At 60.2% G+C, this 26,376-nt stretch carries 22 protein-coding genes; 10 read left to right on the top strand and 12 right to left on the bottom strand.

The annotated features are described in order from the left end of the window. Positions 1-31: 31 nt before the first annotated feature. The gene (locus AC1RME_RS23655; RefSeq protein WP_007950992.1) at positions 32-199 is read left to right on the top strand and encodes a DUF2474 domain-containing protein; all 168 of its coding nucleotides are present in this window, start codon (positions 32-34) and stop codon (positions 197-199) included. 69 nt (positions 200-268) lie between these two features. Here AC1RME_RS23655 and AC1RME_RS23650 read toward each other — a convergent pair whose 3' ends face one another. Both AC1RME_RS23650 and AC1RME_RS23645 read right to left on the bottom strand, forming a co-directional pair. Further along, positions 269-1,393 carry a methyltransferase gene (locus AC1RME_RS23650; protein WP_493072998.1) on the bottom strand — a complete coding sequence of 375 codons (1,125 nt, stop codon included), beginning with the start codon at positions 1,391-1,393 and terminating at the stop codon, positions 269-271. A 166-nt stretch (positions 1,394-1,559) separates the two neighbouring features. Further along, positions 1,560-2,273 carry an autoinducer binding domain-containing protein gene (locus AC1RME_RS23645; protein ID WP_493091814.1) on the bottom strand — a complete coding sequence of 238 codons (714 nt, stop codon included), beginning with the start codon at positions 2,271-2,273 and terminating at the stop codon, positions 1,560-1,562. Positions 2,274-2,619: 346 nt separating this feature from the next. Here AC1RME_RS23645 and AC1RME_RS23640 point away from each other — a divergent pair, with 346 nt between their 5' ends. Continuing rightward, on the top strand, positions 2,620-3,396 hold the full coding sequence (locus tag AC1RME_RS23640; RefSeq protein ID WP_493073000.1) for a ferredoxin--NADP reductase: 777 nt from the start codon (positions 2,620-2,622) through the stop codon (positions 3,394-3,396). Between the two features lie 33 nt (positions 3,397-3,429). Here AC1RME_RS23640 and mscL read toward each other — a convergent pair whose 3' ends face one another. After that, positions 3,430-3,843 carry a large-conductance mechanosensitive channel protein MscL gene (gene mscL, locus AC1RME_RS23635; protein WP_102621112.1) on the bottom strand — a complete coding sequence of 138 codons (414 nt, stop codon included), beginning with the start codon at positions 3,841-3,843 and terminating at the stop codon, positions 3,430-3,432. Positions 3,844-4,127: 284 nt separating this feature from the next. Between mscL and AC1RME_RS23630 the strand changes: the two genes are divergently transcribed. The 3 genes from AC1RME_RS23630 to radA are packed head-to-tail and all read left to right on the top strand — an operon-like array spanning position 4,128 to position 7,679. Continuing rightward, positions 4,128-5,669: a catalase gene (locus AC1RME_RS23630; RefSeq protein ID WP_493091813.1), complete on the top strand. Its 1,542-nt coding sequence runs from the start codon at positions 4,128-4,130 to the stop codon at positions 5,667-5,669. Between the two features lie 51 nt (positions 5,670-5,720). Beyond that, entirely contained in the window at positions 5,721-6,266 is a 546-nt protein-coding gene (locus AC1RME_RS23625) for an ankyrin repeat domain-containing protein (RefSeq protein ID WP_096820843.1), read from the top strand. Positions 6,267-6,311: 45 nt separating this feature from the next. Then, the gene (gene radA / locus AC1RME_RS23620) at positions 6,312-7,679 is read left to right on the top strand and encodes a DNA repair protein RadA (RefSeq protein WP_039771749.1); all 1,368 of its coding nucleotides are present in this window, start codon (positions 6,312-6,314) and stop codon (positions 7,677-7,679) included. Here the strand turns inward: radA and AC1RME_RS23615 are convergent, their stop codons facing one another. After that, a complete protein-coding gene (locus AC1RME_RS23615; RefSeq protein ID WP_085712214.1) occupies positions 7,680-8,048 on the bottom strand; it encodes a PilZ domain-containing protein in 369 nt (122 codons plus the stop codon). Between the two features lie 159 nt (positions 8,049-8,207). Here AC1RME_RS23615 and AC1RME_RS23610 point away from each other — a divergent pair, with 159 nt between their 5' ends. From AC1RME_RS23610 to yjiA, 3 genes are all read left to right on the top strand, one after another. Beyond that, on the top strand, positions 8,208-10,274 hold the full coding sequence (locus AC1RME_RS23610; RefSeq protein ID WP_096820844.1) for a carbon starvation CstA family protein: 2,067 nt from the start codon (positions 8,208-8,210) through the stop codon (positions 10,272-10,274). 15 nt (positions 10,275-10,289) lie between these two features. Further along, the gene (locus AC1RME_RS23605) at positions 10,290-10,487 is read left to right on the top strand and encodes a YbdD/YjiX family protein (RefSeq protein ID WP_003228401.1); all 198 of its coding nucleotides are present in this window, start codon (positions 10,290-10,292) and stop codon (positions 10,485-10,487) included. Positions 10,488-10,576: 89 nt separating this feature from the next. After that, positions 10,577-11,548, top strand: a complete 972-nt coding sequence (yjiA, locus tag AC1RME_RS23600) for a GTPase (RefSeq protein ID WP_493073005.1) — start codon at positions 10,577-10,579, stop codon at positions 11,546-11,548. A 13-nt stretch (positions 11,549-11,561) separates the two neighbouring features. Here the strand turns inward: yjiA and AC1RME_RS23595 are convergent, their stop codons facing one another. From AC1RME_RS23595 to AC1RME_RS23575, 5 genes are all read right to left on the bottom strand, one after another. Beyond that, on the bottom strand, positions 11,562-12,257 hold the full coding sequence (locus AC1RME_RS23595) for a GntR family transcriptional regulator (protein ID WP_493091812.1): 696 nt from the start codon (positions 12,255-12,257) through the stop codon (positions 11,562-11,564). Positions 12,258-12,281: 24 nt separating this feature from the next. Next, a complete protein-coding gene (locus AC1RME_RS23590; protein ID WP_096820847.1) occupies positions 12,282-12,986 on the bottom strand; it encodes a FadR/GntR family transcriptional regulator in 705 nt (234 codons plus the stop codon). Positions 12,987-13,035: 49 nt separating this feature from the next. Further along, positions 13,036-14,349, bottom strand: a complete 1,314-nt coding sequence (locus AC1RME_RS23585; protein ID WP_096820848.1) for a C4-dicarboxylate transporter DctA — start codon at positions 14,347-14,349, stop codon at positions 13,036-13,038. 278 nt (positions 14,350-14,627) lie between these two features. Then, the gene (gene glyA / locus AC1RME_RS23580) at positions 14,628-15,881 is read right to left on the bottom strand and encodes a serine hydroxymethyltransferase (RefSeq protein WP_096820849.1); all 1,254 of its coding nucleotides are present in this window, start codon (positions 15,879-15,881) and stop codon (positions 14,628-14,630) included. A 240-nt stretch (positions 15,882-16,121) separates the two neighbouring features. Next, the gene (locus tag AC1RME_RS23575) at positions 16,122-19,970 is read right to left on the bottom strand and encodes a bifunctional diguanylate cyclase/phosphodiesterase (protein WP_102621108.1); all 3,849 of its coding nucleotides are present in this window, start codon (positions 19,968-19,970) and stop codon (positions 16,122-16,124) included. A gap of 286 nt (positions 19,971-20,256) precedes the next feature. Between AC1RME_RS23575 and ettA the strand changes: the two genes are divergently transcribed. Both ettA and gdhA read left to right on the top strand, forming a co-directional pair. Beyond that, positions 20,257-21,921 (top strand): energy-dependent translational throttle protein EttA, encoded by a 1,665-nt coding sequence (ettA, locus tag AC1RME_RS23570; RefSeq protein WP_096820851.1) that lies wholly within the window; start codon positions 20,257-20,259, stop codon positions 21,919-21,921. A gap of 193 nt (positions 21,922-22,114) precedes the next feature. Then, the gene (gdhA, locus tag AC1RME_RS23565) at positions 22,115-23,452 is read left to right on the top strand and encodes an NADP-specific glutamate dehydrogenase (RefSeq protein WP_493091810.1); all 1,338 of its coding nucleotides are present in this window, start codon (positions 22,115-22,117) and stop codon (positions 23,450-23,452) included. Here the strand turns inward: gdhA and AC1RME_RS23560 are convergent. The 3 genes from AC1RME_RS23560 to AC1RME_RS23550 form a co-directional block, all read right to left on the bottom strand. After that, positions 23,449-23,943, bottom strand: a complete 495-nt coding sequence (locus AC1RME_RS23560) for a GreA/GreB family elongation factor (protein ID WP_096820853.1) — start codon at positions 23,941-23,943, stop codon at positions 23,449-23,451. The genes gdhA and AC1RME_RS23560 overlap by 4 nt on opposite strands. Before the next feature lie 70 nt (positions 23,944-24,013). Further along, a complete protein-coding gene (locus AC1RME_RS23555; protein WP_249483751.1) occupies positions 24,014-24,370 on the bottom strand; it encodes a hypothetical protein in 357 nt (118 codons plus the stop codon). An 84-nt stretch (positions 24,371-24,454) separates the two neighbouring features. Beyond that, positions 24,455-26,308, bottom strand: coding sequence for an Lnb N-terminal periplasmic domain-containing protein (locus AC1RME_RS23550; protein ID WP_493091809.1), 1,854 nt, complete (start codon positions 26,306-26,308; stop codon positions 24,455-24,457). Between the last annotated feature and the right edge of the window lie 68 nt (positions 26,309-26,376).

Here is a 26,376-nt window from a genome sequence, read left to right as displayed (position 1 = left end):
GCGCCATCTCCCTCAACCGGAGGATGCAAGCATGACCGGCAAACATTCCCTGCACGACATTGAAGAAGCCGAAAAAAAGCCGCTGTGGCAGCGGCTCGGCTGGTTGGCCATGATCTGGGTCGGCAGCGTCGGTGCATTGTTCATCGTCGCCAGCCTGATGCGCATGTTCATGAACGCCGCAGGCCTGACTACACACTGAAACTTCCCATCCCGTCGCCTTGCGGCACGGATTTTTGACCCTCCGACCGGAGGGTTTTTTTTGCCCGGATTATTTACGCGCCTTGAGGATGACGAACTTCGGCGTGGCCGCGACTTGCTCGACGCCCCGGAACAGCCGCGCCAGTTTGCTGTGATAACCCAGGTGACGGTTGCCGACGATGTACAACGCACCGCCGACGACCAGCGCTTCACGAGCCTGCTGGAACATGCGCCAGGCGAGGAAGTCGCCGACCACCTGTTGTTGATGGAACGGCGGGTTGCACAGCACCACGTCGAGCGATTGCGCTTCCTGCCCGGCCAGACCGTCGCCGGCGCGAACGATCACCTCACGTTCACCCAACGCCGCGCGCCAGTTCTCGGCCGCCGATTGCACGGCCATGAACGATTCGTCCACCAGCGTGTAATGCGCATCAGGGTTTTGCAGGGCGCTGGCGATGGCCAGTACGCCGTTACCGCAACCGAGATCGGCAACCCGCGCCGCGCCGAGATTCTTCGGCAAGTGCGGAAGAAAGGCGCGAGTACCGATATCCAGCCCTTCGCGGCAGAACACGTTGGCGTGGTTGAGCAGTTCGATGGCCGGCTCGTCGAGGCGATAGCGGGTCGGATAAGGCGAGACGGCCGCAGCCTTGGCCTCAGGCGTGGCGATCAACAAGCGCGCCTTCTTCACGGCCAGCGAAGCCTGAACCGGGCCGATGTAGCGTTCCAGCAGATCACCGGCAGCGCGGGGCAAGTGTTTGACCATGGCTGCGGCTACCACCTGGGCACCGGGCGCCAATTGGCCTTGCAGGCGAATCAGTTGTTCTTCCAGCAGCGCCAGGGTTTTTGGCACGCGGATCAGTACCCGGTCGAATGGCCCGACCAACGGCTCGCTGGCCGGCGTGCCGCGCAGCGCATCGAATACCTGGCCATTGCGCAGCAGGTTTTTTTCAAGACCCTGAAACGCCAGGAACGAATCGCCGCTGCTGCTGACCTGCACTTTGCCGCAGAGGCTGATGGCTAGCGCGCCGAAGCTGTCGTTGAGCACCAATACCCGAGTGTTTGCCGCCGGGTTCTGCTCGGCCAGATGATTGAGCAGGTATTCGTCGGCCGCATCGAAAGCTTGCAGCGGTTCGTTCTGCTGTTCGGGCTGGCGGATCAGATCAAGCTGGGCGAAGGGCGTATCGAGCAAAGGCATGGGACGGGGGACTCTGGGTAATCAACGGGTGTCCCGCGGCCCAGGGTGTTGTGCGGCGGAACCGTCCGAGTGGACAGCGACGCGAAGATACGCGTCATCACTCAGAAAGGTCGCAAATGGTACTTTTTTTTCGGCTGTTTTACTTGCTTGTTTTCGGAGCCGTCGACTAGATGATCCCTGCCTTGGCGGCGGCGATGACTGCGGAGACCTTGTTGCAGACATTCAATTTCAGAATCACGTTTTGCACATGATAGTTAACGGTGCGTTCGCTAAGGCTCAGGATTCGGGCAGTTTCATAGGCGGTTTTACCGGATGCACATAACTTCAGCACTTCGATCTCCCGAGTGGACAGGCGAGGCGGTTGGGCCTTGGCCGGCCGCTTGGGAAGCGCGTGCGCGAACAACTCGGCCAGATGGCTGGTGACGTAAAACATGTAGCCAAAATGTTCATACAACTCGATTGCACTGATCGGACAGTGAGGCCGGGCCAGACTGAGAATGCTGCACAGGCCACTTTCTTCGTGATGAAACGATTGCGACCATCCGTATTGCAGTCCTTGTTCCTGTAACGCTTCCCACAACTTCGGAGTTTTTGAGAAGAGTTCCTTATTCCATGTAATTGGCAGCATTGACTGATTGCAGTGTGCTACTACCGGGTCAACTTCACAGTAACTATTTTCCTCGTACTGTTTGTTCCAGGCTTCAGGGTAGTTATTGATATTCAAGGCTTTTGGTAGTCTCTCTCGTTCAGTCGATGTGACTGAAATCCCACAAAACTTGAAACCTATGTTCTTGGCAAATGTCAGCAGAATCGGGTAGGCGGTTTCAATTCTTGTGGCGAATGTCACCTGCTGTATCTGCCGCTCCTTCCACAGTTCCATTTGAAGAGTCTCCGAGAGTGTTTCGCTGGGGTGCGATCTTGGATCCAAGAGTCAGGCACGCAAACGAGTGTAGGACGCTTCTTGTATGGGTGTTTGGATTTTTTTGTTCTTAGTGGCTGTGTTGGATAGGAATATTGGATTTCAAGATGAATTAATTTTCATGCGTTAAAGTTGAGTGTGGTTAAAGTAGTGGCGTCATTCTATATCCCGTCGTGAAGGCTGTTAAGTCGTTGTTAACGCGTCTGTTTTTCTTTAAGGATGATGGCGTTAAATGCCACTACAAACCATCGGTGTTTCAAAGCCTCTAATTGAGTGACACTGAAGCTCTTTGTCGAGGGAGCTCCGCATGACCGCCAGCGCAGAAAAATTCAGCCGCCAGACGCTGCTTGACGTGCAGCCTTTGACTCCAAGCCTGTTCACTTTGCGTACGACCCGCGATGCCGGTTTTCGCTTTCGCGCCGGGCAATTTGCCCGCCTTGGGGTGACCAAGGCCGATGGCAGTACGGTGTGGCGGGCGTATTCGATGGTGTCTTCGCCGTTCGACGAGTTTCTTGAGTTCTTTTCCATCGTGGTACCCGGTGGCGAGTTCACCAGTGAGCTGAGCCGTCTTGAGGCAGGTGATACCTTGCTGGTGGATCGCCAGGCCTTCGGGTATCTGACGCTGGATCGTTTTGTCGATGGCCGGGATCTCTGGCTGTTATCCACAGGCACCGGCGTGGCGCCGTTTCTGTCGATCCTGCAGGACTTTGAAGTGTGGGAGAAATTCGAGCGAATCATCCTCGTCTACAGCGTGCGTGAGGCGCGGGAACTGGCTTATCAACAGCTGATTGCCGAGTTGACGCAGCGTGACTACCTGGCCGAGTACGCTCACAAGTTCCAGTTCATTCCTGTGGTGACGCGCGAGCCCTGTTTGGGGGCCCTCAACGGGCGCATTACCACGCTCATCGAAAACGGGGAGCTGGAGCAGACGGCAGGGGTTGAGCTTGATCCGGTCCATTCGCGGGTGATGCTCTGCGGTAATCCGCAGATGATCGACGACACCCGGGCCCTGCTCAAGCAGCGGGGCATGAGCCTCAGCCTGACGCGGCGGCCAGGGCAGGTGGCGGTGGAAAACTACTGGTGAAGAAACGGCGCCTTCAGGCGCCGTTCATGGGGTTCAGGACCGATTGTTCTGGGCCTTGAGCAGATCGCGGATCTCACCCAGCAGTTCTTCTTCCTTGGTTGGCACTGGTGGCAAGGTCGGAGCGACGGCTTCTTCGCGTTTCAGGCGGTTGATGGCTTTGACGCCCATGAAAATCGCGAAGGCGACGATTATGAAGTCCAGAATGCTCTGGATGAACTTGCCGTAGGCCATCACGACCGCAGGGGCGCTGCCCTCGGCGGCTTTCAGGGTTATCGCCAGGTCACTGAAGTCCACCCCGCCGATCAGCAGGCCGATTGGCGGCATGATGACGTCCCCGACAAACGACGAAACGATTTTGCCGAAGGCCGCACCGATGATGATACCGACGGCCATGTCGACCACATTGCCTTTGACCGCGAAGGCCTTGAACTCGCTGAGCACGCCCATAGTTATTTCCTTGTTACAGATGAGTTTGGTGTACGCAGTGTAAATCAGCAAAACGCGTCCTGCGCGAAACACCTACTTACAATGCTCGTTTTTATCGACACATCAATTCGCGATTAGTTTGCAAAGTGCCACTAATCGCGCGCGAATTACTCCGCAAGGCTCTGATCGAGAAGCTATTTTTCTCAATCGCAGGAGTGTGGATTTTCTATTTATGTTCGCCGTCATGACTCTCTAGCCTCTGGTTGGCGCACCTGGATGCGCCTCAAACAACAGAGGAACCTGAAATGAATTCCACACTTGGTTCAGGGGTATTGCCCCTTCGCCGTACCGTTGGCGTATTGGCCGCCGGCCTGCTGACCTTTTCCGTGAACGCCGCGCCCCTGACCCGGGATAACGGTGCCGCGGTTGGCGACAACCAGAACTCGCAAACCGCCGGCGCCAATGGCCCGGTGCTGTTGCAGGACGTGCAACTGATCCAGAAGCTGCAGCGCTTTGACCGCGAGCGTATTCCCGAGCGCGTCGTGCATGCCCGTGGCACCGGTGCTCATGGCACGTTCACCGTCACCAACGATCTCAGTGACCTGAGCAAAGCCAAGGTGTTCGCTGCCGGCCAGGTCACACCGGTGTTCGTGCGTTTCTCCGCTGTGGTTCATGGCAATCATTCTCCGGAGACGTTGCGTGACCCACGGGGCTTCGCGACCAAGTTCTACACCGCTGACGGTAACTGGGATCTGGTCGGTAACAACTTCCCGACGTTCTTCATCCGCGACGCCATCAAGTTCCCGGACATGGTGCATGCTTTCAAGCCTGATCCGCGCACTAACCTGGACGACGACTCGCGCCGTTTCGACTTCTTCTCTCATGTACCGGAAGCCACTCGTACATTGACCGAGCTGTATTCCAACTCAGGGACACCCGCCAGTTATCGGGAGATGGATGGCAACGGTGTGCACGCCTACAAGTTGGTCAACGACAAGGGTGAAGTGCACTACGTGAAGTTTCACTGGAAAAGTTTGCAGGGGATCAAGAACCTCGATCCTGAACAAGTCGCAAAAGTTCAGGGTCGTGACTACAGTCACATGACCAATGATTTGGTAACTAATATCAACAAGGGCAATTTTCCGAAGTGGGACTTGTACGTTCAGGTCCTGAATCCGCAAGATTTGTCCAAGTTTGATTTCGATCCACTGGACGCAACCAAGATCTGGCCCAATGTTCCTGAACGGAAAGTTGGACAAATGGTCTTGAACCGCAATCCGGCAAATGTCTTCCAGGAAACTGAACAGGTGGCCATGGCGCCGGCCAATATTGTTCCCGGTATCGAGCCTTCGGAAGATCGCTTGTTACAAGGCCGAGTGTTCTCTTATGCCGATACTCAAATGTATCGCCTGGGTGCCAATGCCCTGCAACTCCCCATCAACGCTCCAAAAGTTGCGGTGAACAATGGTAATCAGGATGGCTCGATGAACTTCGGCGCCAGCAATACGGGCGTGAACTACCAGCCGAGCCGCCTGCACCCGCGTGAGGAGCCACAAGACGCACGGTACAGCCAGACGTCCCTGCAAGGCAGCACTCAGCAGGCGAAAATCCAGCGCGAGCAGAACTTCAAGCAGGCCGGTGATCTGTATCGATCCTTCAGCAAGAAGGAACGTCAGGACCTGATCGAGAGCTTTGGCGGTTCGCTGGCGAGCACCGATGACGAGAGCAAGCACATCATCCTGTCCTTCCTCTATAAGGCTGATCCGGAGTACGGCGCCGGTGTGACCAAGGTGGCCAAGGGTGACCTGGATCGGGTCAAGGCCCTGGCGGCCAAACTGGTCGACTAAGAACGATCGCGGGGCCCGAAAGGGCTCCGTTTCCCTTCAAGGAGGTGACTCATGCGGTTCTATCTTTCGCTGTTGCTGGGCTGTCTGTCGTTCGCGACCATGGCTGCACCCGCCGAACAGGACCCTGATGTGCTCAAGGCGCAATTGCAGGACTACTACTTCAATGCCGCCCGTGAGGGCGATATCGCCGTACTCGACACCTTCATCGAGGCGGGCTATTCCCTGGATACCCGGGATGCCAAGGGTTACACCGCGCTGATGCTCGCGGCCTACCACGGCGAAGGTGACGCGGTGGACAAGTTGCTGGCTGCCGGGGCGAATGCCTGTGCCCAGGATCAGCGCGGAAACACCGCCCTGATGGGGGCCATATTCAAAGGGGAATTGCAGATCGCCCGCCGATTGATGGCTACCGACTGCAACCCGGACCAACGCAACGGGGCGGGTCAGACTGCTGCGATGTACGCAGGGCTGTTCAAGCGTGAGGCCTTGCTCGACGCCCTCAAGGCCAGGGGCGCCGATCTGAACGCGCAAGATCCGTTGGGCAACAGCGCCGCGCGTCTGGCCAGCGGGGAAATCCGTACCGCCGCACCGCGCTGATCGGCGACGGCTGCGTTATCATCGCGGTTTTTGCCGGGGGTTCAGATGGCCAAGGCCAAGCGCATGTACGGCTGCACCGAGTGCGGCGCAACCTTTCCCAAGTGGGCCGGGCAGTGCGGCGAATGCGGCGCGTGGAACACCCTGACCGAAACCATGGTCGAGAGCGGTGGTGCCGCCGCCCCGAGCGGGCGCACCGGCTGGGCCGGGCAACAGGCGCAGATCAAGACCCTGGCCGAAGTCAGCATCGAAGAGATTCCGCGTTTTTCCACAGCCTCCGGTGAGCTGGATCGAGTACTCGGCGGCGGTCTGGTGGACGGCTCGGTGGTGCTGATCGGCGGCGATCCCGGTATCGGCAAGTCGACGATTCTGTTGCAGACCCTGTGCAACCTCGCCAAGACCATGCCGGCGCTGTACGTCACCGGTGAGGAATCCCAGCAACAAGTGGCGATGCGCGCACGTCGCCTTGGGTTGCCGCAGGATCAACTGCGGGTCATGACCGAAACTTGCATCGAAACCATCATCGCCACCGCCCGTCAGGAAAAACCCAAGGTGATGGTGATCGACTCGATCCAGACGATTTTCACCGAACAACTGCAATCGGCACCGGGCGGCGTGTCCCAGGTACGCGAAAGTGCGGCGTTGCTGGTGCGTTACGCCAAGCAAAGTGGCACGGCGATTTTCCTGGTCGGCCACGTCACCAAGGAAGGCGCATTGGCCGGCCCGCGTGTTCTGGAGCACATGGTCGACACTGTGCTGTATTTCGAAGGCGAGTCCGATGGCCGGTTGCGCCTGCTGCGGGCGGTGAAAAACCGTTTCGGCGCGGTCAACGAGTTGGGTGTGTTCGGCATGACCGACAAGGGCCTGAAAGAAGTCTCCAACCCTTCGGCAATTTTTCTCACCCGCGCTCAGGAAGAAGTCCCGGGCAGTGTGGTAATGGCAACGTGGGAAGGCACCCGGCCGATGCTGGTGGAAGTCCAGGCGCTGGTGGATGACAGTCATCTGGCCAACCCGCGTCGGGTCACCCTTGGCCTGGATCAGAACCGTCTGGCGATGCTGTTGGCGGTGTTGCACCGGCATGGCGGCATCCCGACTCACGATCAGGACGTGTTCCTCAACGTGGTCGGCGGGGTGAAGGTGCTGGAAACCGCATCCGACCTGGCGTTGATGGCCGCCGTCATGTCGAGTCTGCGCAACCGTCCGTTGCCCCACGATCTGCTGGTGTTCGGCGAAGTCGGTTTGTCTGGTGAGGTACGTCCGGTGCCGAGCGGTCAGGAGCGTTTGAAGGAAGCGGCCAAGCACGGCTTCAAGCGCGCGATCGTGCCCAAGGGCAACGCGCCGAAGGAAGCGCCTCCAGGCTTGCAGATCATTGCAGTGACGCGTCTGGAACAGGCGCTGGATTCACTCTTCGAGTAATCAGAGCTCCATCAACGCGCCAAGCTCTCGTTCGAGCTCGGCCTCATCCCCGAGGTTGAGCTCGATCAGGCGGCGCAGGCGCTGGATCGATTCCAGGCTGATGTGCCGGCACTGGAAACCCAGTTGGCCATGATCGTCGTGCGCCAGTTGCACATCCATCTGGATGTCGGTGTCGTCGCTCAGGTGAATGTCGACGTTGAAGTCCTGCGTTTCATCCCCCAGCCACGGCTCCGGCCGCTCGATCAACAATCCCTTGAGCGACAGGTCGATCAGCTTCACCGGCCAGATGTATTCACCCTGGCTCAATTCGGTTCTGGCATCGAACGCGATACGTTTGAAGCGGCGACGCTCGGACGGGTGCTCGCTCATGGCGCAATCCTCTGGACGGTTCGCTGACTATAGACCCGCCACGTCGAGTGTTGCCAGTCAGGCAGGGCGTCCGACCAATGTCGGGGTATGGCCTTTGCCGCCAGTAGCGCTAAACTCGGGGTGGCTGTCTTTCTTGTCCACCCTGGCTGGAATAATAAAATGAAAAATAATAATAGCCTGCTGCGCCACTTACCCTGGCTAGTGCTGGCAATCGTAGGAGCGTGCGCCCTGGGCGTAGTGGCATTGCGCCGAGGCGAGGCGATCAACGCCTTGTGGATCGTGGTCGCCGCCGTGGCCATTTATCTGGTTGCGTACCGTTACTACAGTCTGTTCATCGCTAACAATGTGATGCAACTCGATCCACGCCGGGCCACCCCCGCCGTGCTCAACAATGACGGTCTGGACTACGTTCCGACCAACAAACACATTCTCTTCGGACACCACTTCGCGGCCATCGCCGGCGCGGGGCCGCTGGTCGGTCCGGTACTGGCGGCGCAGATGGGTTATCTGCCCGGCACGCTGTGGCTGATTGCCGGCGTGGTGCTGGCGGGCGCGGTGCAGGACTTCATGGTCCTGTTCATGTCCACCCGTCGCAACGGCCGCTCCCTGGGCGACATGGTGCGTGAAGAAATGGGCCGTATCCCCGGCACCATCGCGCTGTTCGGCTGCTTCCTGATCATGATCATCATCCTCGCGGTGCTGGCGCTGATCGTCGTCAAAGCCTTGGCCGAGAGCCCTTGGGGCATCTTCACCGTGATGGCGACCATCCCGATCGCGATGTTCATGGGCATCTACATGCGCTACATCCGCCCGGGCCGCATCGGCGAGATCTCGGTGATCGGCGTGGTGCTGCTGCTCGGTTCGATCTGGCTGGGCGGGCAGATTGCCGCTGACCCGGTGTGGGCCAAGGCCTTCAGCTTCACCGGCGTGCAAATCACCTGGATGCTGATCGGTTACGGCTTCGTTGCCGCTGTGTTGCCGGTCTGGCTGATCCTCGCGCCACGTGACTATCTGTCCACGTTCCTCAAGATCGGTACCATCATCGCCCTGGCGATCGGCATTCTGGTCACCATGCCCGAGCTGAAAATGCCGGCCCTGACCCAGTTCGTCGACGGCACCGGCCCGGTGTGGAAGGGCGGTCTGTTCCCGTTCCTGTTCATCACCATCGCTTGCGGTGCGGTATCGGGCTTCCACGCACTGATCTCGTCCGGCACCACGCCGAAACTGCTGGATAACGAAACCAACGCCCGCTACATCGGTTACGGCGGCATGCTGATGGAATCGTTCGTGGCCATCATGGCCATGGTTGCCGCTTCGGTGATCGAGCCAGGCGTGTACTTCGCCATGAACAGCCCGGCTGCCGTGGTCGGCGGTGATGTGGTGGCGGTGGCAACCGCTGTCAGCAACTGGGGTTTTGCGATTACGCCTGAGGCGCTGCAAGCCGTGGCGCATGACATCGGCGAAACCACCATCCTGGCCCGTGCCGGTGGTGCACCGACCCTGGCGGTCGGTATCGCGCAGATCCTGCACAGTGTCCTGCCGGGTGAAAACACCATGGCGTTCTGGTACCACTTCGCGATCCTGTTCGAAGCGCTGTTCATCCTGACCGCTGTGGACGCCGGCACCCGTGCCGGGCGCTTCATGCTGCAGGATCTGCTCGGCTCCTTCGTGCCGGCGCTGAAGCGTACCGAATCCTGGACCGCCAACCTGATCGCCACCGCCGGTTGTGTGGCGATGTGGGGCTGGTTGCTGTATCAGGGCGTGATCGATCCGCTGGGTGGCATCAACACCTTGTGGCCGCTGTTCGGTATCTCCAACCAGATGCTGGCCGGTATCGCGCTGATGCTCGGCACCGTGGTCCTGATCAAGATGAAGCGTCAGCGCTACATCTGGGTCACTCTGCTGCCGGCTGCCTGGCTGCTGATCTGCACCACGACTGCAGGCTTCATCAAGTTGTTCGACGCCAACCCGGCTGTCGGCTTCCTGTCGCTGGCCAAGAAGTACAGCGATGCACTGGCCGCAGGCCAGGTGATCGCACCGGCCAAGAGCGTCGAGCAGATGCAGCACGTGATCTTCAACGCTTACACCAACGCAACGCTGACCGCGCTGTTCCTGTTCGTGGTATTCAGCATCCTGTTCTATGCGCTCAAGGTCGGCATCGCCGCCTGGGGCAAAAAAGAGCGTACGGATAAAGAATCGCCGTTCCAGGCCCTGCCGGACGCGTAACCAGAGGATTGCACCATGTTCAATGACCTGAGTCGCCTCGGTAAATACCTCGGTCAGGCCGCGCGCCTGATGGTCGGCATGCCCGACTACGACACGTACGTCGAGCATATGCAAACCAAACACCCGGACAAACCGGTGATGAGCTACGAGATGTTCTTTCGCGAACGTCAGGAAGCCCGTTACGGTGGCAAGGGTGGGCCGAAGTGCTGTTGAGCCGCTGATCGCGGTTCACCAGAAGTGAGGTGGGAGCAGGTCTTTCGGCCTGCTCCCATTTTTATGTGTGCAATTGAAGGAGATCGAGTTTGTCTTCTCCCATCCCGGTCACGGTGCTCAGCGGTTTCCTTGGCGCCGGCAAGACCACCTTGCTGCGCCATCTGTTGAAAGCCGAGCACGGCCTGAAAATCGCCGTGATCGAAAACGAATTCAGCGACGCCGGTATCGACACCCAATTGCTGGGCGACGAGCCGGTGCAAGTCATGACCCTGGCCAACGGCTGCGTCTGCTGCACCATCCACACCGACCTGACCAAAGCCCTGTACCTGCTGCTCGAACGACTGGACAGCGGCGAAATCGCCTTCGATCGGCTGGTCATCGAGTGCACTGGCCTGGCCGATCCGGCCCCGGTGGCACAGACCTTTTTCATCGACGAAGAACTGCGTGAGCGCTATCTGCTCGACGGCATCATTACCCTCGTCGACGCGGCCCACGCCGAGCTGCACCTGACCCAGACCATCGCCCAGGCGCAGATCGGTTTCGCCGACCGCTTGCTGGTGAGCAAGACCGATCTGGTGGACGAGGCTGCGTTCACCGCACTCAGCGAACGCCTGACCCGTATCAACCGCCGTGCGCCGATTCGCGTGGTCGAACACGGCAACATCGATCTGGCTGAATTGCTAGATGTGCGTGGCTTCAACCTGAATGCCGATCTCGGTGGCGGGGTGAGTCTGCGCCCGGTCAGCAAGGCGCCGTCCATCGACCGGATTTCCAGTCTGGTGTTGCGTACCGATCAGCCACTGGATATCGATCAGCTCAGCGAGTTCATGAACGAATTGCTGGAAGAGCACGGCAAGCAATTGCTGCGTTATAAGGGCGTGCTGAACATTGCGGGCGAAGATCGTCGGTTGGTGTTCCAGGGCGTGCTGAAACTCTACGGCTTCGACTGGGACACCGAGTGGGCCGAGGGCGAGGCACGGGAAAGCGTGATCGTGTTTATCGCCGATGATCTGCCGGAAGAGAAGATCCGGGCGGGGTTTGCCAAGGTGGCGGCGGACTGAGTCCGCCGCTGTCTCAGTGCGTGGAACCGCTGAGAATCGTCTGTTCCAGATGATCCAGATGACGGTTCATCAGCGACACGGCCTCGGCGGCGTCATCACGCTCGATCGCCTCGACGATCCGGGCGTGATCCTGCCAGCCGCAACAGCTGTGCGTGCTTTCAGTGCAACGCGCAATCGCCAGTGAGGTCAGCGGCACCAGCGTGCCGAGAAAATGCGCCAACGGTGCATTCCCGGCCATTTTCGCCAACTGCAAATGAAACTCCCCGGACAGGCGAATCGCCGCGCCGCGTCGGTCTTTATCCACAGCCTGGCGCTCGCGTTCGATCAAGGCGCGCAGACGTTTCAGATCTTCAGCCTGCGCGTGCTGACAAGCCAGCCGCACCAGCGTGTTCTCGGCCAGGCGCCGGGCGTGCAGCGCCTGACGTGTCTGCTCGGTATCCGGCGCGGCAACGCGCGGCCGATGGTTGGCCCGCAGCACGATGATCTGTTCGTGGGACAGTTGGGTCAGCGCCCGACGCACATCCGCGCGGCTGACACCGAACATCTGCTTCAGGCTCTCTTCGGTGAAGCGGCTGGCGGCATCGAGGCGTTGTTCGAGGATCGCGTCGAACAGTCGCGGATACAGCTCGTCCACCGGCGTCTGCAGGCGGGAGAAGGGCAGGGCCGCCGAGGTCTGGCGAGAATGCGACGGCGTGGCAAGACTGTTCATGGCCGGTCTCCAGTGTGAGGCGTTTCAGTTACTCAGATTGTCATCCGGAATATTCAGCTCGATCCCCATGCGCTGGCCTTCACGCAGGATGTGCCGGCGCATTTCGGCACTGGCCTGAGCGCTGTTCTTGCTGCGGATCGCGCGCACCACGGCCTCGTTTTCCTCAAGGCGTTCGGCCAGGTGCTCCGGCGAATTGCGCAGCACTTCGGCGCTCTGCTTGAGGGCGTTGCTGGTCTGTTGCACCACGCTCTGGAAAATCGGGTTCGAGGTCAGGGTGAACAGCTCTTCGTGAAACGCGATGTAAGCGCTGACGCCGGCCTCGCTGTCACCTGCTTCGAGGGCTTCGCGCATGTCCATCAGGGTCAGGCGCAACTGCCCGACTTCCTTGCTGCTGATCGACTGCGCCACCAGACCGACGATGAACGGTTCGAGGGTGTAGCGCAGTTGCAGCACGTCTTCGAGGCTGGCGCCGGCCACTGCGCTGTCGTGGCTTTGGCTGTCACTGGCCTGGGCGTCGAGCACCACCACACCTTTGCCCGGCATCGAACGCACCAGACCGAGGGTTTCCAGCACGATCACCGCTTCGCGCAGGCTCGGGCGGCTGATGCCCAGTTGCTCGGCCAGTTCGCGCTGGCCCGGCAGCATCTCGCCGGAGCGCCACTGGCCACGGGCGAGGGCAGCCCGGAGTTTTTCTACCACTGAGTTGACGACGGTGGATGTAGTAATCACGTGTTCGCTCCATGAGCCGTGCCTGCATGTGCGCAGGCACGGCGATCATTCAGAATTCTTTGGCCGCCGCTTGAGCGACCGTTTTTCTCGGCTGAAAGTTATAGCCCTGCTCGCCGTTGAGCACCTTGTTCGCCCGTTGCACATCGATATCCTTTTCCCAGCGGGCGATGGCTACGGTAGCGACGCAGTTGCCGATCAGGTTGGTCAGCGCCCGGCCGATGCCCATGAACCAGTCCACCGCCAGCACCAGCACCAGACCCACCACCGGAATCGCCGGGATGGCCGTCAGTGTCGCGGCGAGAATCACCAGCGCCGATCCCGGAATGCCGTGGGCACCTTTGGAGGTAATCAGCGACACCAGCAAAATCGTCAGCAGGTCGGTCATGGCCAGCGGTGTGCCGGTGGCGTTGGCGATGAACACAATGGCCAGGGTCAGGTAGATCGAAAAACCATCGAGGTTGAACGAGTAACCGGTGGGAATCACCAGCCCGACGGTCGAACTGCCGATGCCCAGATGTTCCAGCTTGCGCATGATCTGCGGCAACACGGCGTCGGAGGAGGCGGTGCCCATGACGATCAGCAGTTCTTCGCGCAGGTACTTGAGCAGCGGCCACATACGCAGACCGGACAGGCGCATCACCAGGCCGAGAATCAGTGCGACGAAGGCGATGCAGGTCAGGTAGAACAAACCGACCAGGCTGCCCAGGTGTTGCAGGGAATCGAGGCCATATTTGCTGGTGGTGAAGGCGATGGCGCCGAACACGCCGATCGGTGCCAGACGCACGATCATGCCCATGATGCGGAAGATCACATGGCTCAGCTCGTTGATCAGCCGCGAGATCCCGGAAGCGGCTTCGCCCACCAGATTCAACGCGCTGCCGAACAGCACCGAGAACAACAGCACTTGCAGGATGTTGTTGTCGGCAAAGGCGCCGAGTACCGAGGTCGGGATCAGGTCCATCAGGAACTGAGTGGTGGTGTGCATGTGCTGGCCGCGTTCGGCGATGTCGCCCATGTCGGCGGCGGACAGTTGCTCCAGATGGATGTTGGCGCCGCTGCCGATCCCGGTGCTGAACGCGAACACCAGACCGATCACCAGCGCGATGGTGGTCAGCACTTCGAAGTAGATCACTGACTTGAGGCCGATGCGCCCGACCTTCTTCAGGTCGCCGGCGCCGCTGATGCCGCTGACCACCACGCAGAACACGATCAGGCCGATGAGCATCTTGATCAGTTTGATGAAACCGTCGCCGAGCGGTTTGAGCTGGGCCGAGTATTCAGGAAGGGTCAGCCCGCAGACGATGCCGAGCATCAGTCCGAGAACCACTTGGAGGAAGATTGAACGCGAGCACCATCTGAGCATGGGAGGAATCCTGGTCGGTGTCCTGGCTGCCGTACGCGGGGCGTATCAGATTCAGGACTTAATTATTGTGGTCTTACCGGTATGTCCAGTGCGGGTGCAGTCTAGGCGCTGTTTTTTACGGATCGCAAGTGAAAAATGACGAATTGGCATGACCGGTCTGACCAGTTGGGCGCAATGCCCCGACCTTGAGCCATTTGCCGTTCGAAACTTTTTTGCGGACGAAAAAAAACCGGCCAATCACTTGGCCGGTTTTTCATGCTGCGGTTTTAGCGTCGCAATTAAGCGCCGTATACCGGCAGTTTCTTGCAGATGGCTTTGACTTTCTCACGAACGGCGTCGATCACCGCTTCGTTGTTCAGGTCAGCCAGGATGTCGCAGATCCAGCCAGCCAGTTCTTTGCACTCAGCCTCTTTGAAGCCGCGAGTGGTCACAGCCGGAGTACCGAAGCGCAGACCGGAGGTGACGAACGGGGAGCGTGGGTCGTTTGGCACGGAGTTCTTGTTCACGGTGATGAACGCTTTGCCCAGAGCGGCGTCGGCGTCTTTACCGGAGATTTCCTGCTTGATCAGCGACAGCAGGAACAGGTGGTTTTCAGTACCGCCGGAAACCACGTCGAAACCGCGCTCGATGAACACGCCGGCCATGGCCTGGGCGTTTTTCACCACTTGTTGCTGGTAAGCCTTGAACTCAGGCTGCAGTGCTTCCTTGAAGCAGATCGCTTTGGCGGCGATCACGTGCTCCAGCGGGCCACCCTGGGCGCCCGGGAATACGGCGGAGTTCAGCTTCTTCTCGATGTCGGCGTTGGCGCGAGCCAGGATCAGGCCACCACGTGGACCGCGCAGGGTCTTGTGGGTGGTGGTGGTCACGACGTCAGCGAACGGAACCGGGTTCGGGTAGACGCCAGCGGCGACCAGACCGGCCACGTGAGCCATGTCGACGAACAGGTAGGCGCCAACCTTGTCGGCGATTTCGCGGAAACGCGGGAAGTCCAGGATCTGCGAGTAGGCAGAGAAACCGGCCACGATCATTTTCGGCTTGTGCTCGACCGCCAGACGCTCGACTTCGTCGTAGTCGATCAGGCCGTTGGCGTCGATGCCGTACTGGATGGCGTTGTACAGCTTGCCGGAGGAGGAAACGCTGGCGCCGTGGGTCAGGTGACCGCCGTGAGCCAGGCTCATGCCCAGGATGGTGTCACCGGCCGACAGCAGGGCCAGGTAGACAGCGGCGTTGGCTTGCGAGCCGGCGTGCGGCTGAACGTTGGCGTAGTCGGCGCCGAACAGCTCTTTGGCGCGGTCGATTGCCAGTTGCTCAACAACGTCGACGTACTCGCAACCACCGTAGTAGCGCTTGCCCGGGTAGCCTTCGGCGTACTTGTTGGTCAGAACCGAGCCTTGAGCTTCCATCACCGCTGGGCTGGTGTAGTTCTCCGAAGCGATCAGCTCGATGTGTTCTTCCTGGCGCTGGGCTTCTTGCTCCATGGCGGCAAAAAGATCGGCGTCGTACTTGGCAATAGTCAAATCACGGCTGAACATGGCGGTCCTCAAGGATCGGGGGCAGAAAAGGGGGGCATTCTAACCCATCGGGTTTTGGATGGCATATGAAACGACATCATGTCGCAGACAAGTGGCGTTCATGACCAGATATGTGGCGTCCGTGCCGGCCTTTTCGCTGACCAGCCGGTTCGCACAATAACCGAGGCCGGCCCACGATTTTGTGATCGACATCAATCCCTGTGGAAGCGGGCTCGCTCGCGAAGGCCGCGCCGCCGATCTTCAGTCGAACATGAACAGCGCATCATTGCTGAACTGCGCCTCGAAGCGGGTGGCCGGCATCGGCCGCCCGAACAGATAACCCTGAACCTCGTCGCAACCATGCTCGCGCAGGAAGTCCAGTTGCTCATGGGTTTCCACACCCTCGGCGATCACCGCCAGATTGAGGCTGTGGGCCATGGCGATGATTGCCCGGGCAATCTGTGCGTCCTGTTCGCCGGACGGCAGGCCGTCGACGAAGGTGCGGTCGATCTTCAGCACATCGATCGGGAATTGCTTGAGGTAGTTCAGCGATGAGTAACCGGTGCCAAAGTCGTCGACCGCGATGCTCAGGCCGAGGTTCTTCAGGCCGGCAAGGATCTGCATCGCTTCGCTGACTTCGCGCATCAGGATACTTTCGGTCAGTTCCAGCTCCAGGCACGCCGGCGGCAGGCCGGTTTCCTTGAGGATGGTGGCGATCCGCGTGCCGAGCTGGCCGTCGGAGAACTGCCGGGCGGAAATGTTCACCGAGACTTTCGGCACGCGCACGCGGCTTTGGTGCCAGGTCTTGAGCTGACGGCAGGCTTCGCTGATCACCCAGTCGCCGACGTCTACCACCAGCCCGAGTTCTTCGAGCACCGGAATGAAATCCCCCGGCGGCACCAGCCCGCGACGCGGATGACGCCAGCGCAGCAGGGCTTCGGCGCCGGTCAGGCGTTTGCCGTCGCCGCTGAACTGCGGCTGGTAATAGAGCACGAATTCGTTCTGTTCGAGGGCGTGGCGCAGATCGCTTTCCAGCTCCAGACGCTCCAGCGCACTGGCGTTCATGTCGGCCTGATAGAACTGGAAGTTGTTTTTGCCGCGCTCCTTGGCGTGGTACATCGCGGTGTCGGCGTTCTTCATCAGCTGACTGAGTTCGTTGCCGTCCTGCGGGCTCAGGGCGATGCCGATACTGGCCGTGACGAAGAACTCGCGACCCTCCAGCACAAACGGCCGCACCAGGCTGCCAAGAATCTGCTCGGCCACATGGATCGCACGGTTCAGTGCCATTTCGCGGCTGGAGCGGTGTTGCAGCAGCAAAGTGAATTCGTCGCCGCCCATCCGCGCCACGGTGTCGTCATCGTCGACGCAGGCCAGCAGCCGGGTGGCCATGTCCTTGAGCATGCGGTCGCCGGCGGCGTGGCCGAGAGAGTCGTTGATCGGTTTGAAACGGTCGAGGTCGAGGAACATCAGCACCACCCACGACTTCTGCCGGTCGGCCGATTGCAGCGCGGTGTGCAGGCGATCCTGGAACAGCGTGCGGTTCGGCAGATGGGTCAGGGCGTCGTAGTAGGCGAGGCGGTGAATCCGCTGCTCGCTGGCCTTGCGCTCGCTGATGTCGCTGAAGAAGCACACGTAACTGGCCAGGTCGCCTTCGTCATCGAGCACCGCAGTGATGCCGACCCACGCCGGGTAATGCTCGCCATTGCGGCGCTTGAGCCAGACTTCGCCTTCCCAGGTGCTGTGCTGATGCAACTGCTTGAGCACGTAGCGCAGGTGCGCGTCCTGCTGTTCGTCGACGGTGAGCATGTTCGGCAACTGGTCGAGCACTTCGCTCACCGCGTAGCCGCTGACCCGACTGAATGCTTCGTTGGCCTGGACGATGTAACCGGCCGGGTCGGTGATCAGGATCGCCGAAGTCGAATGCTCGAATACCGTGGCCGCCATGCGCAGGTCTTTCTCGGCACGGCGCTGCTGGCTGATGTCGCGACCGACCCCGAGCACGCCTTCGAAGGCGCCGTGCTCGTCCCACACCAGCACCAGGCGCAGTTCGATCGGGATCTTGCGGCCATCGGCGCGCAGGCAGTCGAACAGGAACATCTGGGTCTGTACCTGACTGCGCAGGATTGCCAGTTGTTCGGGCTTGTCCAGCGCTTTGCTGACCCGGTCCATCAGGTGATAGATGCCGCTCAGTTGCTGCGGGTTGGCGATGGTCGACTGCCAGCCATTCTGGAAAATCCATTCGGCGTCGTAACCGAGCACCGCTTGCACCGACGGGCTGACGTAGTTGAGCGACAGCTTGCTGTCGGTGGAGAAGATCACGTCGCTGATGCTTTCGGCGAGCATCCGGTAGCGTTGTTCGCTGTCGCGCAGGGATTCGCTGGCCTCGATCTGCTCGGTGATGTCCTTGGCCACGCCGATGATCCGCGTGACCTGATCGTGCTTGTCCCGGGCCAGCGCCTGTTCGCGGATATCGAAGCGCCGCCACTTGCCGTCGCGGTGACGGAAGCGCAACTGGCATTGCAGCAACTGGCTGTAACCGGCGTGACGCTGCATCTGCCGCGAGCGGTGGTAATAGTCGGCGTCTTCCGGGTGCAGGAGGATTTCCCAGAAGTACTCGCCCATCTGATGCAGCTCGGTACGGTTGTAACCGAGGGTCTGGCCGAGGTGGTGGTTGCTGAAAATCATCCGCTGACTGATCACATCCTGCACGTACAGGTGATCCGGCACGGTGCGCACCACGTCCGACCAGAAACCTTCGCGTTCCAGCAGTGACAGTTCGATCAGTTTGCGGCTGGTGATGTCGTTGATGCTCAGGATCACAGCCTTGTAGTCGTGCTGTTCCTGCGGCAGGCGCAGCACCAGCCAAAGGTGCTGGTCGCGGCCGTTGATGTCCGGCAGTTTGATTTCCAGTTCCAGCTGCTTTTGCTGCTGGAGCACGGCATCGAGCACTTGATTGCCGATCGCGCACTGGCTGTGCGGATGACCGTCGATCAGCAGTTGCCAGGCGTGGTCGCAGGAATTGACGTTGAGCAGTTGCAGCGCCACCTGGTTGACCTCGGTGACCCGCAGCTCCTGGAGCAGTTGCTGGCGCTGTTGCGGTTGGTCGAGCCAGGCCTTGAGCTGGTCGCTGGTCTGGATCTGGGCCTTTTCGAAAACCTGCTTGAGCCCCGAAAGATCGAGCACGCACAGGGCCACGCCAGTGCCTTCGAAAATATCCTGATAACGACGACGTCCTTCATGTACCTGACGCTGGCGGCGGCGCATGTTGAGCAACGCGATAAATGGCAACAGCGAGAACGCCAGACCCAGCAGGCATTTGCCGATGAACGCGGGCAGCAATTCTTCCAGTACATGTTGCCGATCGAACAGTCCGCGCAGTTGCCAGTCGCTGCTGCTCAGCGGCACGGTCAGCACGCTGTTGGCCAGATCGTCGGGCGTCAGGGTGCTGGTCTTGGTGGAGGGCAGGGCTTCGTCGCGACTGATGATCTGATGGTTGATGCGGTTTTCCACCAGCCACAAAGGGCGGATGCCGCTGTCACCCTGTTTGGTCAGCGAGGCAAAGAAGGTCGGGGTCAGGCGCAGTGCCCAATAGCCGCGGGTGCTGCCGCTGGCCTGATGCAGCAGCAGATGCACCACCGAGCCGTCGTCGGCATTGCTGAAATAATGGGCCTGGGCGTGGCTGCGGCGGACCAGATCGCTGAGGTAGTCGGCGTCCTGGCTGTCAGTGGCGCTGTCGCTGAGGATTTTTCCGGAGGGACTGAGCAAGGCCAGGCTGCGCAGGTCCGGCAGCGATTGCTGCAACTTGCGCAGCAGCGCCTGCTGATCGTCGGTGGACTGCGGCTGTTCGACGATCGGTAGCAGATTGAGTGCGATCTGCGCGTTCAGCGACATGTTGAGGCTGACTTGCGAAGCGAGATCGGCGGTGTAGTCGATGGTGTACTGGCGCTGGTTTTTCTGGGTTTCACGCAGTTGATCGAGCAGTTGCCAGAACAGCAACGCCAGCAGCAACAGCACCAAAGTCGCCAGCGCGCCTTTCAATGTCCCACGCAGGGACGAGCCGGGCGCCGGTGGGGTGCTGCTCACAGAAGTAGGCGGAGTGACATTGGACAAGCTGTAATCCTGCGGTTTGGCTGGACTGGCGCGACGTGCACTATAAGCCGGACGCCCAAAGGGCGGCTAGCATGCCTTGAGTTGTGGCGAAGTGCCAGCCCCGCTCGGCTGGACTGCCACCGGTCATTCAGGTAGCTTTGCCGGTTACGCGGGAGCGTTCCAGCTCCTAGAATCAGACTTTTTTCAGCGCGCAAGCATTGATCACCATCAAGTGAACGACGCGCATGGTCTGGCCGGGCATCGCCTGCGCTCCAATCATTCATCTGTCACTGACCCAAGGTTCTCCATGGCTCAATACGTCTTCACCATGCATCGGCTGGGCAAAGTTGTTCCGCCGAAGCGGGAAATCCTGAAAAACATTTCTCTGTCCTTCTTCCCGGGCGCCAAGATCGGCGTACTCGGCCTCAACGGTTCGGGTAAGTCCACGCTGCTGAAAATCATGGCCGGCGTCGACACCGAATTCGAAGGCGAAGCGCGCCCGATGCCGGAACTGAACATCGGTTACCTGCCGCAAGAGCCGCAACTGGATCCGACCAAGACCGTGCGTGAAGTGGTCGAGGAAGCGGTCAGCGTGATCAAGGACGCCCAGGCCCGCCTGGACGAGGTCTACGCGGCCTACGCCGATCCGGACGCCGACTTCGACAAGCTGGCCGCCGAACAGGCCAAGCTCGAAGCGATCCTGCAGGCCAGCGACGGTCACAACCTGGAGCGCCAGCTGGAAGTCGCCGCTGATGCGCTGCGTCTGCCGGCCTGGGACGCGAAAGTGGAACACCTGTCCGGTGGTGAAAAACGTCGTGTGGCCCTGTGCCGTCTGCTGCTGTCCGCCCCGGACATGCTGCTGCTCGACGAACCGACCAACCACCTGGACGCCGACTCCGTTGCGTGGCTCGAACACTTCCTGCACGACTTCCCGGGCACTGTGGTAGCGATCACGCACGACCGTTACTTCCTGGACAACGTTGCCGGCTGGATTCTGGAACTCGACCGCGGCGCGGGCATTCCGTACGAAGGCAACTACTCGGGCTGGCTGGAAGCCAAGTCCGATCGTCTGGCGGCCGAATCCAAGCAACAATCGGCTCACGAAAAAGCCATGAAGGAAGAACTGGAGTGGGTGCGCAAAGGCGCCAAGGCCCGCCAGTCGAAATCCAAGGCTCGTCTGCAACGCTTCGAAGAAATGCAATCGCAGGAATTCCAGAAGCGTTCGGAAACCAACGAGATCTACATCCCGGCCGGTCCGCGCCTGGGCGACAAGGTCATCGAATTCAAGAATGTCACCAAGGGCTACGGCGATCGCGTACTGATCGACAACCTGTCGTTCTCCATGCCGAAAGGCGCCATCGTCGGCGTGATCGGTGGTAACGGCGCCGGTAAGTCGACCCTGTTCCGCATGCTGATGGGCAAGGAAACCCCGGATTCCGGCACCATCGAAGTCGGCGAAACCGTGCAACTGGCCTGTGTGGACCAGAGCCGCGAAGACCTCGACGGCAGCAAGACCGTGTTCCAGCAGATCTCCGACGGTTCCGACCAGATCCGCATCGGCAACTACGAGATCCCGTCGCGTACCTACGTCGGTCGCTTCAACTTCAAGGGCGGCGATCAGCAGAAGTTCGTCAAGGACCTGTCCGGTGGTGAGCGCGGTCGTCTGCACCTGGCGCTGACCCTGAAGGAGGGCGGCAACGTCCTGCTGCTCGACGAACCGTCCAACGACCTCGACGTTGAAACCCTGCGTTCCCTGGAAGAAGCCCTGCTGGACTTCCCGGGCGCTGCCATTGTGATCTCTCACGATCGGTGGTTCCTTGACCGCGTCGCGACCCACATCCTGGCGTACGAAGACGACTCGCAAGCGGTGTTCTTCGAAGGCAACTACACCGAGTACGAAGCCGATCGCAAAAAGCGTCTCGGCGAAGCAGCGGCCCAGCCACACCGGGTACGCCACAAGAAACTGGCCTGATCACAGGTTGGTTGCATGAAAAAGCGGAGCCTTCGGGCTCCGCTTTTTTTTGCCTGCAATCCGCCGTGATTTATAGCGTGTGTACTATTTGTTTTCATAAATGCGACATTTTTGTCTGTTGCTGTGTACATGTCGTTTGTTACAGTCCGGCTCAATCTCTTCCAACGACAACAAATTTGCCGAGACTTTTCCCATGATCGAATCCGTCGAATCCTTCCTCGCCCGTCTGAAAAAACGCGATCCGGATCAACCCGAATTCCACCAGGCCGTGGAAGAGGTCCTGCGCAGCCTGTGGCCGTTTCTCGAAGCCCATCCGCACTATCTGACCTCGGGAATTCTGGAGCGCATCTGCGAGCCGGAGCGGGCGGTGGTGTTCCGCGTGTCGTGGGTCGACGATCAGGGCAAGGTGCAGGTCAATCGCGGATTCCGCATCCAGATGAACAGCGCTATCGGCCCGTACAAGGGCGGTTTGCGCTTCCATCCTTCGGTGAATATGGGCGTGCTGAAATTCCTCGCCTTCGAACAGACCTTCAAGAACTCCCTGACCTCGTTGCCCATGGGCGGCGGCAAGGGCGGTTCGGACTTCGATCCGAAGGGCAAGAGTGACGCCGAAGTCATGCGTTTCTGCCAGGCATTCATGAGTGAGTTGTACCGCCACATCGGTGCCGACGTGGACGTGCCGGCCGGCGATATCGGTGTCGGCGCACGGGAGATCGGTTTTCTGTTCGGCCAGTACAAGCGCCTGAGCAACCAGTTCACCAGCGTGCTGACCGGCAAGGGCATGACCTATGGCGGCAGCCTGATCCGCCCGGAAGCCACCGGTTTCGGTTGTGTTTATTTCGCCGAAGAAATGCTCAAGCGCCGGGAGCAGACCGTCGAAGGCAAGCGCGTGGCGATCTCCGGTTCCGGTAACGTCGCGCAATATGCGGCCCGCAAGGTGATGGATCTGGGCGGCAAGGTGATTTCCCTGTCCGATTCCGAAGGCACGTTGTACTGCGAGGCAGGCCTGAGCGAAGAACAGTGGCTGGCGCTGCTGGAACTGAAGAACGTCAAGCGCGGGCGGATCAGCGAATTGGCGGCGGCATTCGGCCTGGAGTTCCGCGCCGGTCAGTTGCCATGGTCGTTGTCGTGCGACATCGCACTGCCATGCGCCACCCAGAACGAACTCGACGCCGAAGCCGCCCGCACCTTGCTGCGTAACGGCTGCGTGTGTGTGGCCGAAGGCGCGAACATGCCGACCACCCTTGAGGCTGTGGATATCTTTATCGAGGCCGGCATCCTGTTCGCGCCGGGCAAGGCATCGAATGCCGGCGGCGTGGCGGTCAGCGGTCTGGAGATGTCGCAGAACGCCATGCGTCTGCTGTGGACGGCAGGCGAGGTGGACAGCAAGCTGCACGCGATCATGCAGTCGATCCACCACGCTTGCGTGCATTACGGTGAGGAAAACGGGCGGATCAACTACGTCAAAGGCGCGAACATCGCCGGCTTCGTCAAAGTCGCCGACGCGATGCTGGCGCAAGGCGTGGTTTAAGGCAGATCGATGCGGATCACTTCGATCAGTTGATTGCCGGCCGGGCGCTGCCACAGCACTTCGTCGTTGAGCCGGGCGCCGAGCAGTGCGCGGCCCAGCGGTGAGGCCCAGTTGATCAGGCCGTTGGCCGCATCGGCCTGATCTTCACCGACCAGTTGCACACGGCGCTCGGTGGCGTGTTCATCGGCGTATGTCACCCAGCTGCCGATCTGCACCTTGTCGGTCGAGGTCGGGGCGAGCGCGACCTGGGCGCTGCCGACCCGCTGATTGAAATAACGTAAATCCCGTTCGAGATCGGCCAGGCGCTGTTTGTCGGCCTGCTCGCCCATGGCCGCCTGTTCAGCATGCAGGGTTTGCAGTTCGGCGACTTTCGCCTGCAACTGGGCAAGCCCCTGTGGCGTGACGTAATTGGGCTGGGTGCTGACCTGCCGTTCGACCGGCTGGTCGGCCTGCGCGGCGGCATTGTCTTCGTTGACGAAAGCACGGCTCATGGTGACCTCCTGTGACAACCGTTGGGCCATGGTCGCAGGCAATGAGTTTCACTGGATGTCTGGAAACGACCTACTGCGAGCGATAAGCCCGCGCGGCGCCCTGATCCTTCTGTTGCTGCCAGGCCCGTTCGCGCTCGTCCCAATGTTCGTTGCGATAGTCTTCGCGGTCCTTGTTTTCCAGCATCGCCTGACATTGGCGGAAACCGTCGCTCCAGCCCTCGGCGTATTGCTTGTCCTTAAGGTAGCGCGGCACGTTCTTGCGAAACTCGCCGCTGATCGAACCAGCCGCCTGACGACCGCTGATGCAACCGTCATCGAAACCGTCGGCGAACGCCGGTGGGTAACCCTTGGCAATCAGATCTTCGTGGGTGCTTTGACAGCCACCCAGCAACAGCAACACGCCCGCAAAAACCGCATACCGCCACATCACACTCTCCCGCGCCGTTATCCGGCTGATAGGGAAAGTCTAGAAGCGGATTCGTCGATGAGGCGTGAAAGAAAGATCAAAACCTCAGTAGTGATACCACTTCACCTCAAGCATCACTTCGGTCTCCGGCGTTGCCAGATGGCTGAACTCACGCTGGGCGCTGAGGCGCAGGCCGAGGTTGCGGGATAACTCCCACTGCTGGTTCAGGCTCAGGCTGCGGCGCACTTCGCCATTGAAGAAGTAATCGCCTTTGGCCTCCACACTGAGATTGCCCAACGGGTTTTTCCACAGCACACCGGTATTGAAACCACCTGCGGGGGAAACGAACCCGGCGAAATCATTGTTGTGTTCAACACGTACGGTGCCGAGCGCAAACCCCAGTACATCATCACCCAGCGCCCAAGTGCCGCCACCGCCACCGTTGACATGGCTGACCAGGGTTTCGTCGTCATGCTTGCCCGGCACTCGCTCCAGACCGCCGGTAACTTGCCACGACAGCGGCTGCAACAGCGCATTGCGTGGTGTCAGCGAGCGGATGGTCGCCAGATCCAGCTGCTGGAACTGCCAGTGATTGCCTTCGTACTGGCGCAGCTTCATTTGCAGGATTTCGATCTGCGCGCCGAGGGGGAAACTCTCGGCGTTGTCGTTGAGATCGTGGTAGGCCATACGCAAGCCGTACTCGCCGAACGCGCGGTCACCGCGAGTGCCGAGACCGGCCTGCCAGGTGCGGGATTCGTGGCCGTCCTCGGGCAGGCCCGGCTGCGGGATTTGCAGCTCCGGCGCCGGGTTCTTGTTGATTGCCCGCAGCAGTTCGAAACTGCGCTGCGCTCGCTGTGGATCACGCTCCTGGCCGTTGGCGCGGTAGCGTTCCAGCCGATACGCGGCGTCGATGATCAGCGCCTGCCGGTCGCGGGGCAGGGACTTGAAGGCCGGATCCTGTAATTGCTGTTGGTCGGCGCTGACTTTCAGCACCTGGTCCTGTTCTTCGCCGGTCAGTGGCTCGGCGCGGCTGAGCAATTCACGCTCGCGGGACGGGCGGTATTCGATGTGCTCGACCAGTCCGGCTTCCTTCACCGCTTTGACCGTGTCGGTGGGGATCGCGGTCAGTGGGAATTGCTCGGTCAGGCGCAGACTCGGACGCGCGACCTGCAACAGTTCGAGCAGGCGATAGGAGCAGTTTTCATCGAAGAAAAAGTAGTCGAACTGGATCTGCTTCAGCTCCCATACATGCTCGACCATCCGTGCGGTTTCGGCTTGCGTCAGGTTGAGCCGGTATTCCCACAGGTCGCGGTTTTCCAGGCTGCGGTATTCCGAGAGTTTTTCCTGATACGGCACCAGCGCGAACAGTCCCGGATAACCGCCCATCAGGCCTTTCCAGGCATACAGGATGCTGTTGTCCGAACCTTCGATGTAGGCGCCGAAGTTGATCGCGTAACTGAGCAGCGAGGTCTTGTCGCTTTGCACGTCAGCCTGGTCGATACGCAGCAGGGTGTGGCCGAACATCGACGACGGGCTGTTGAGGTAGGCCGCCGGGAAAATCATCACCGCGCTGTGGGGCGAGACGTCCTTGAACCATTTTTTGAAGTCGGCGCAGTCCGGCGCTGGCAGGTCGGTCAGGTTGAGTTGATCTTTCAGCCAGCGCGTGCGCGCCGGGTAGACGCACTGCGCGTGTTGCTCGCCGAGACTGGCCGGGGCGTACAGCGCCTGGACGGTGGCGGCCAGTTCGTGGTCGGGGTGCTCGTTGCCGTCGGGGGCGAGGAAGAACTTCTTGTCGCTGACGTAACTGCGCCAGCCGCCGAGTTTGGCAGTTTCGTAGTGGCCGAGGGAAATCCAGAAACGATCGTTGGCCAGTTGCTGCAAACGTTGAGGGTCGATGTGGGGCGCGGCGGACAGCGGGGCGCAGACACACAGCGCCAGCCAGGCAAGGCGTTTGAGCATAGGTGGCAACTTAAGTCGAAAAAAACAAAAGACCCAAGGAGGGGCGGGCCGAAAAAACAAAACCCGCT

The organism is Pseudomonas sp. GW822-FHT03F08 (assembly GCF_058801265.1).
Note: the sequence above shows the minus strand (reverse complement) of the source record. Positions and strands in the feature narration are given on the sequence as shown.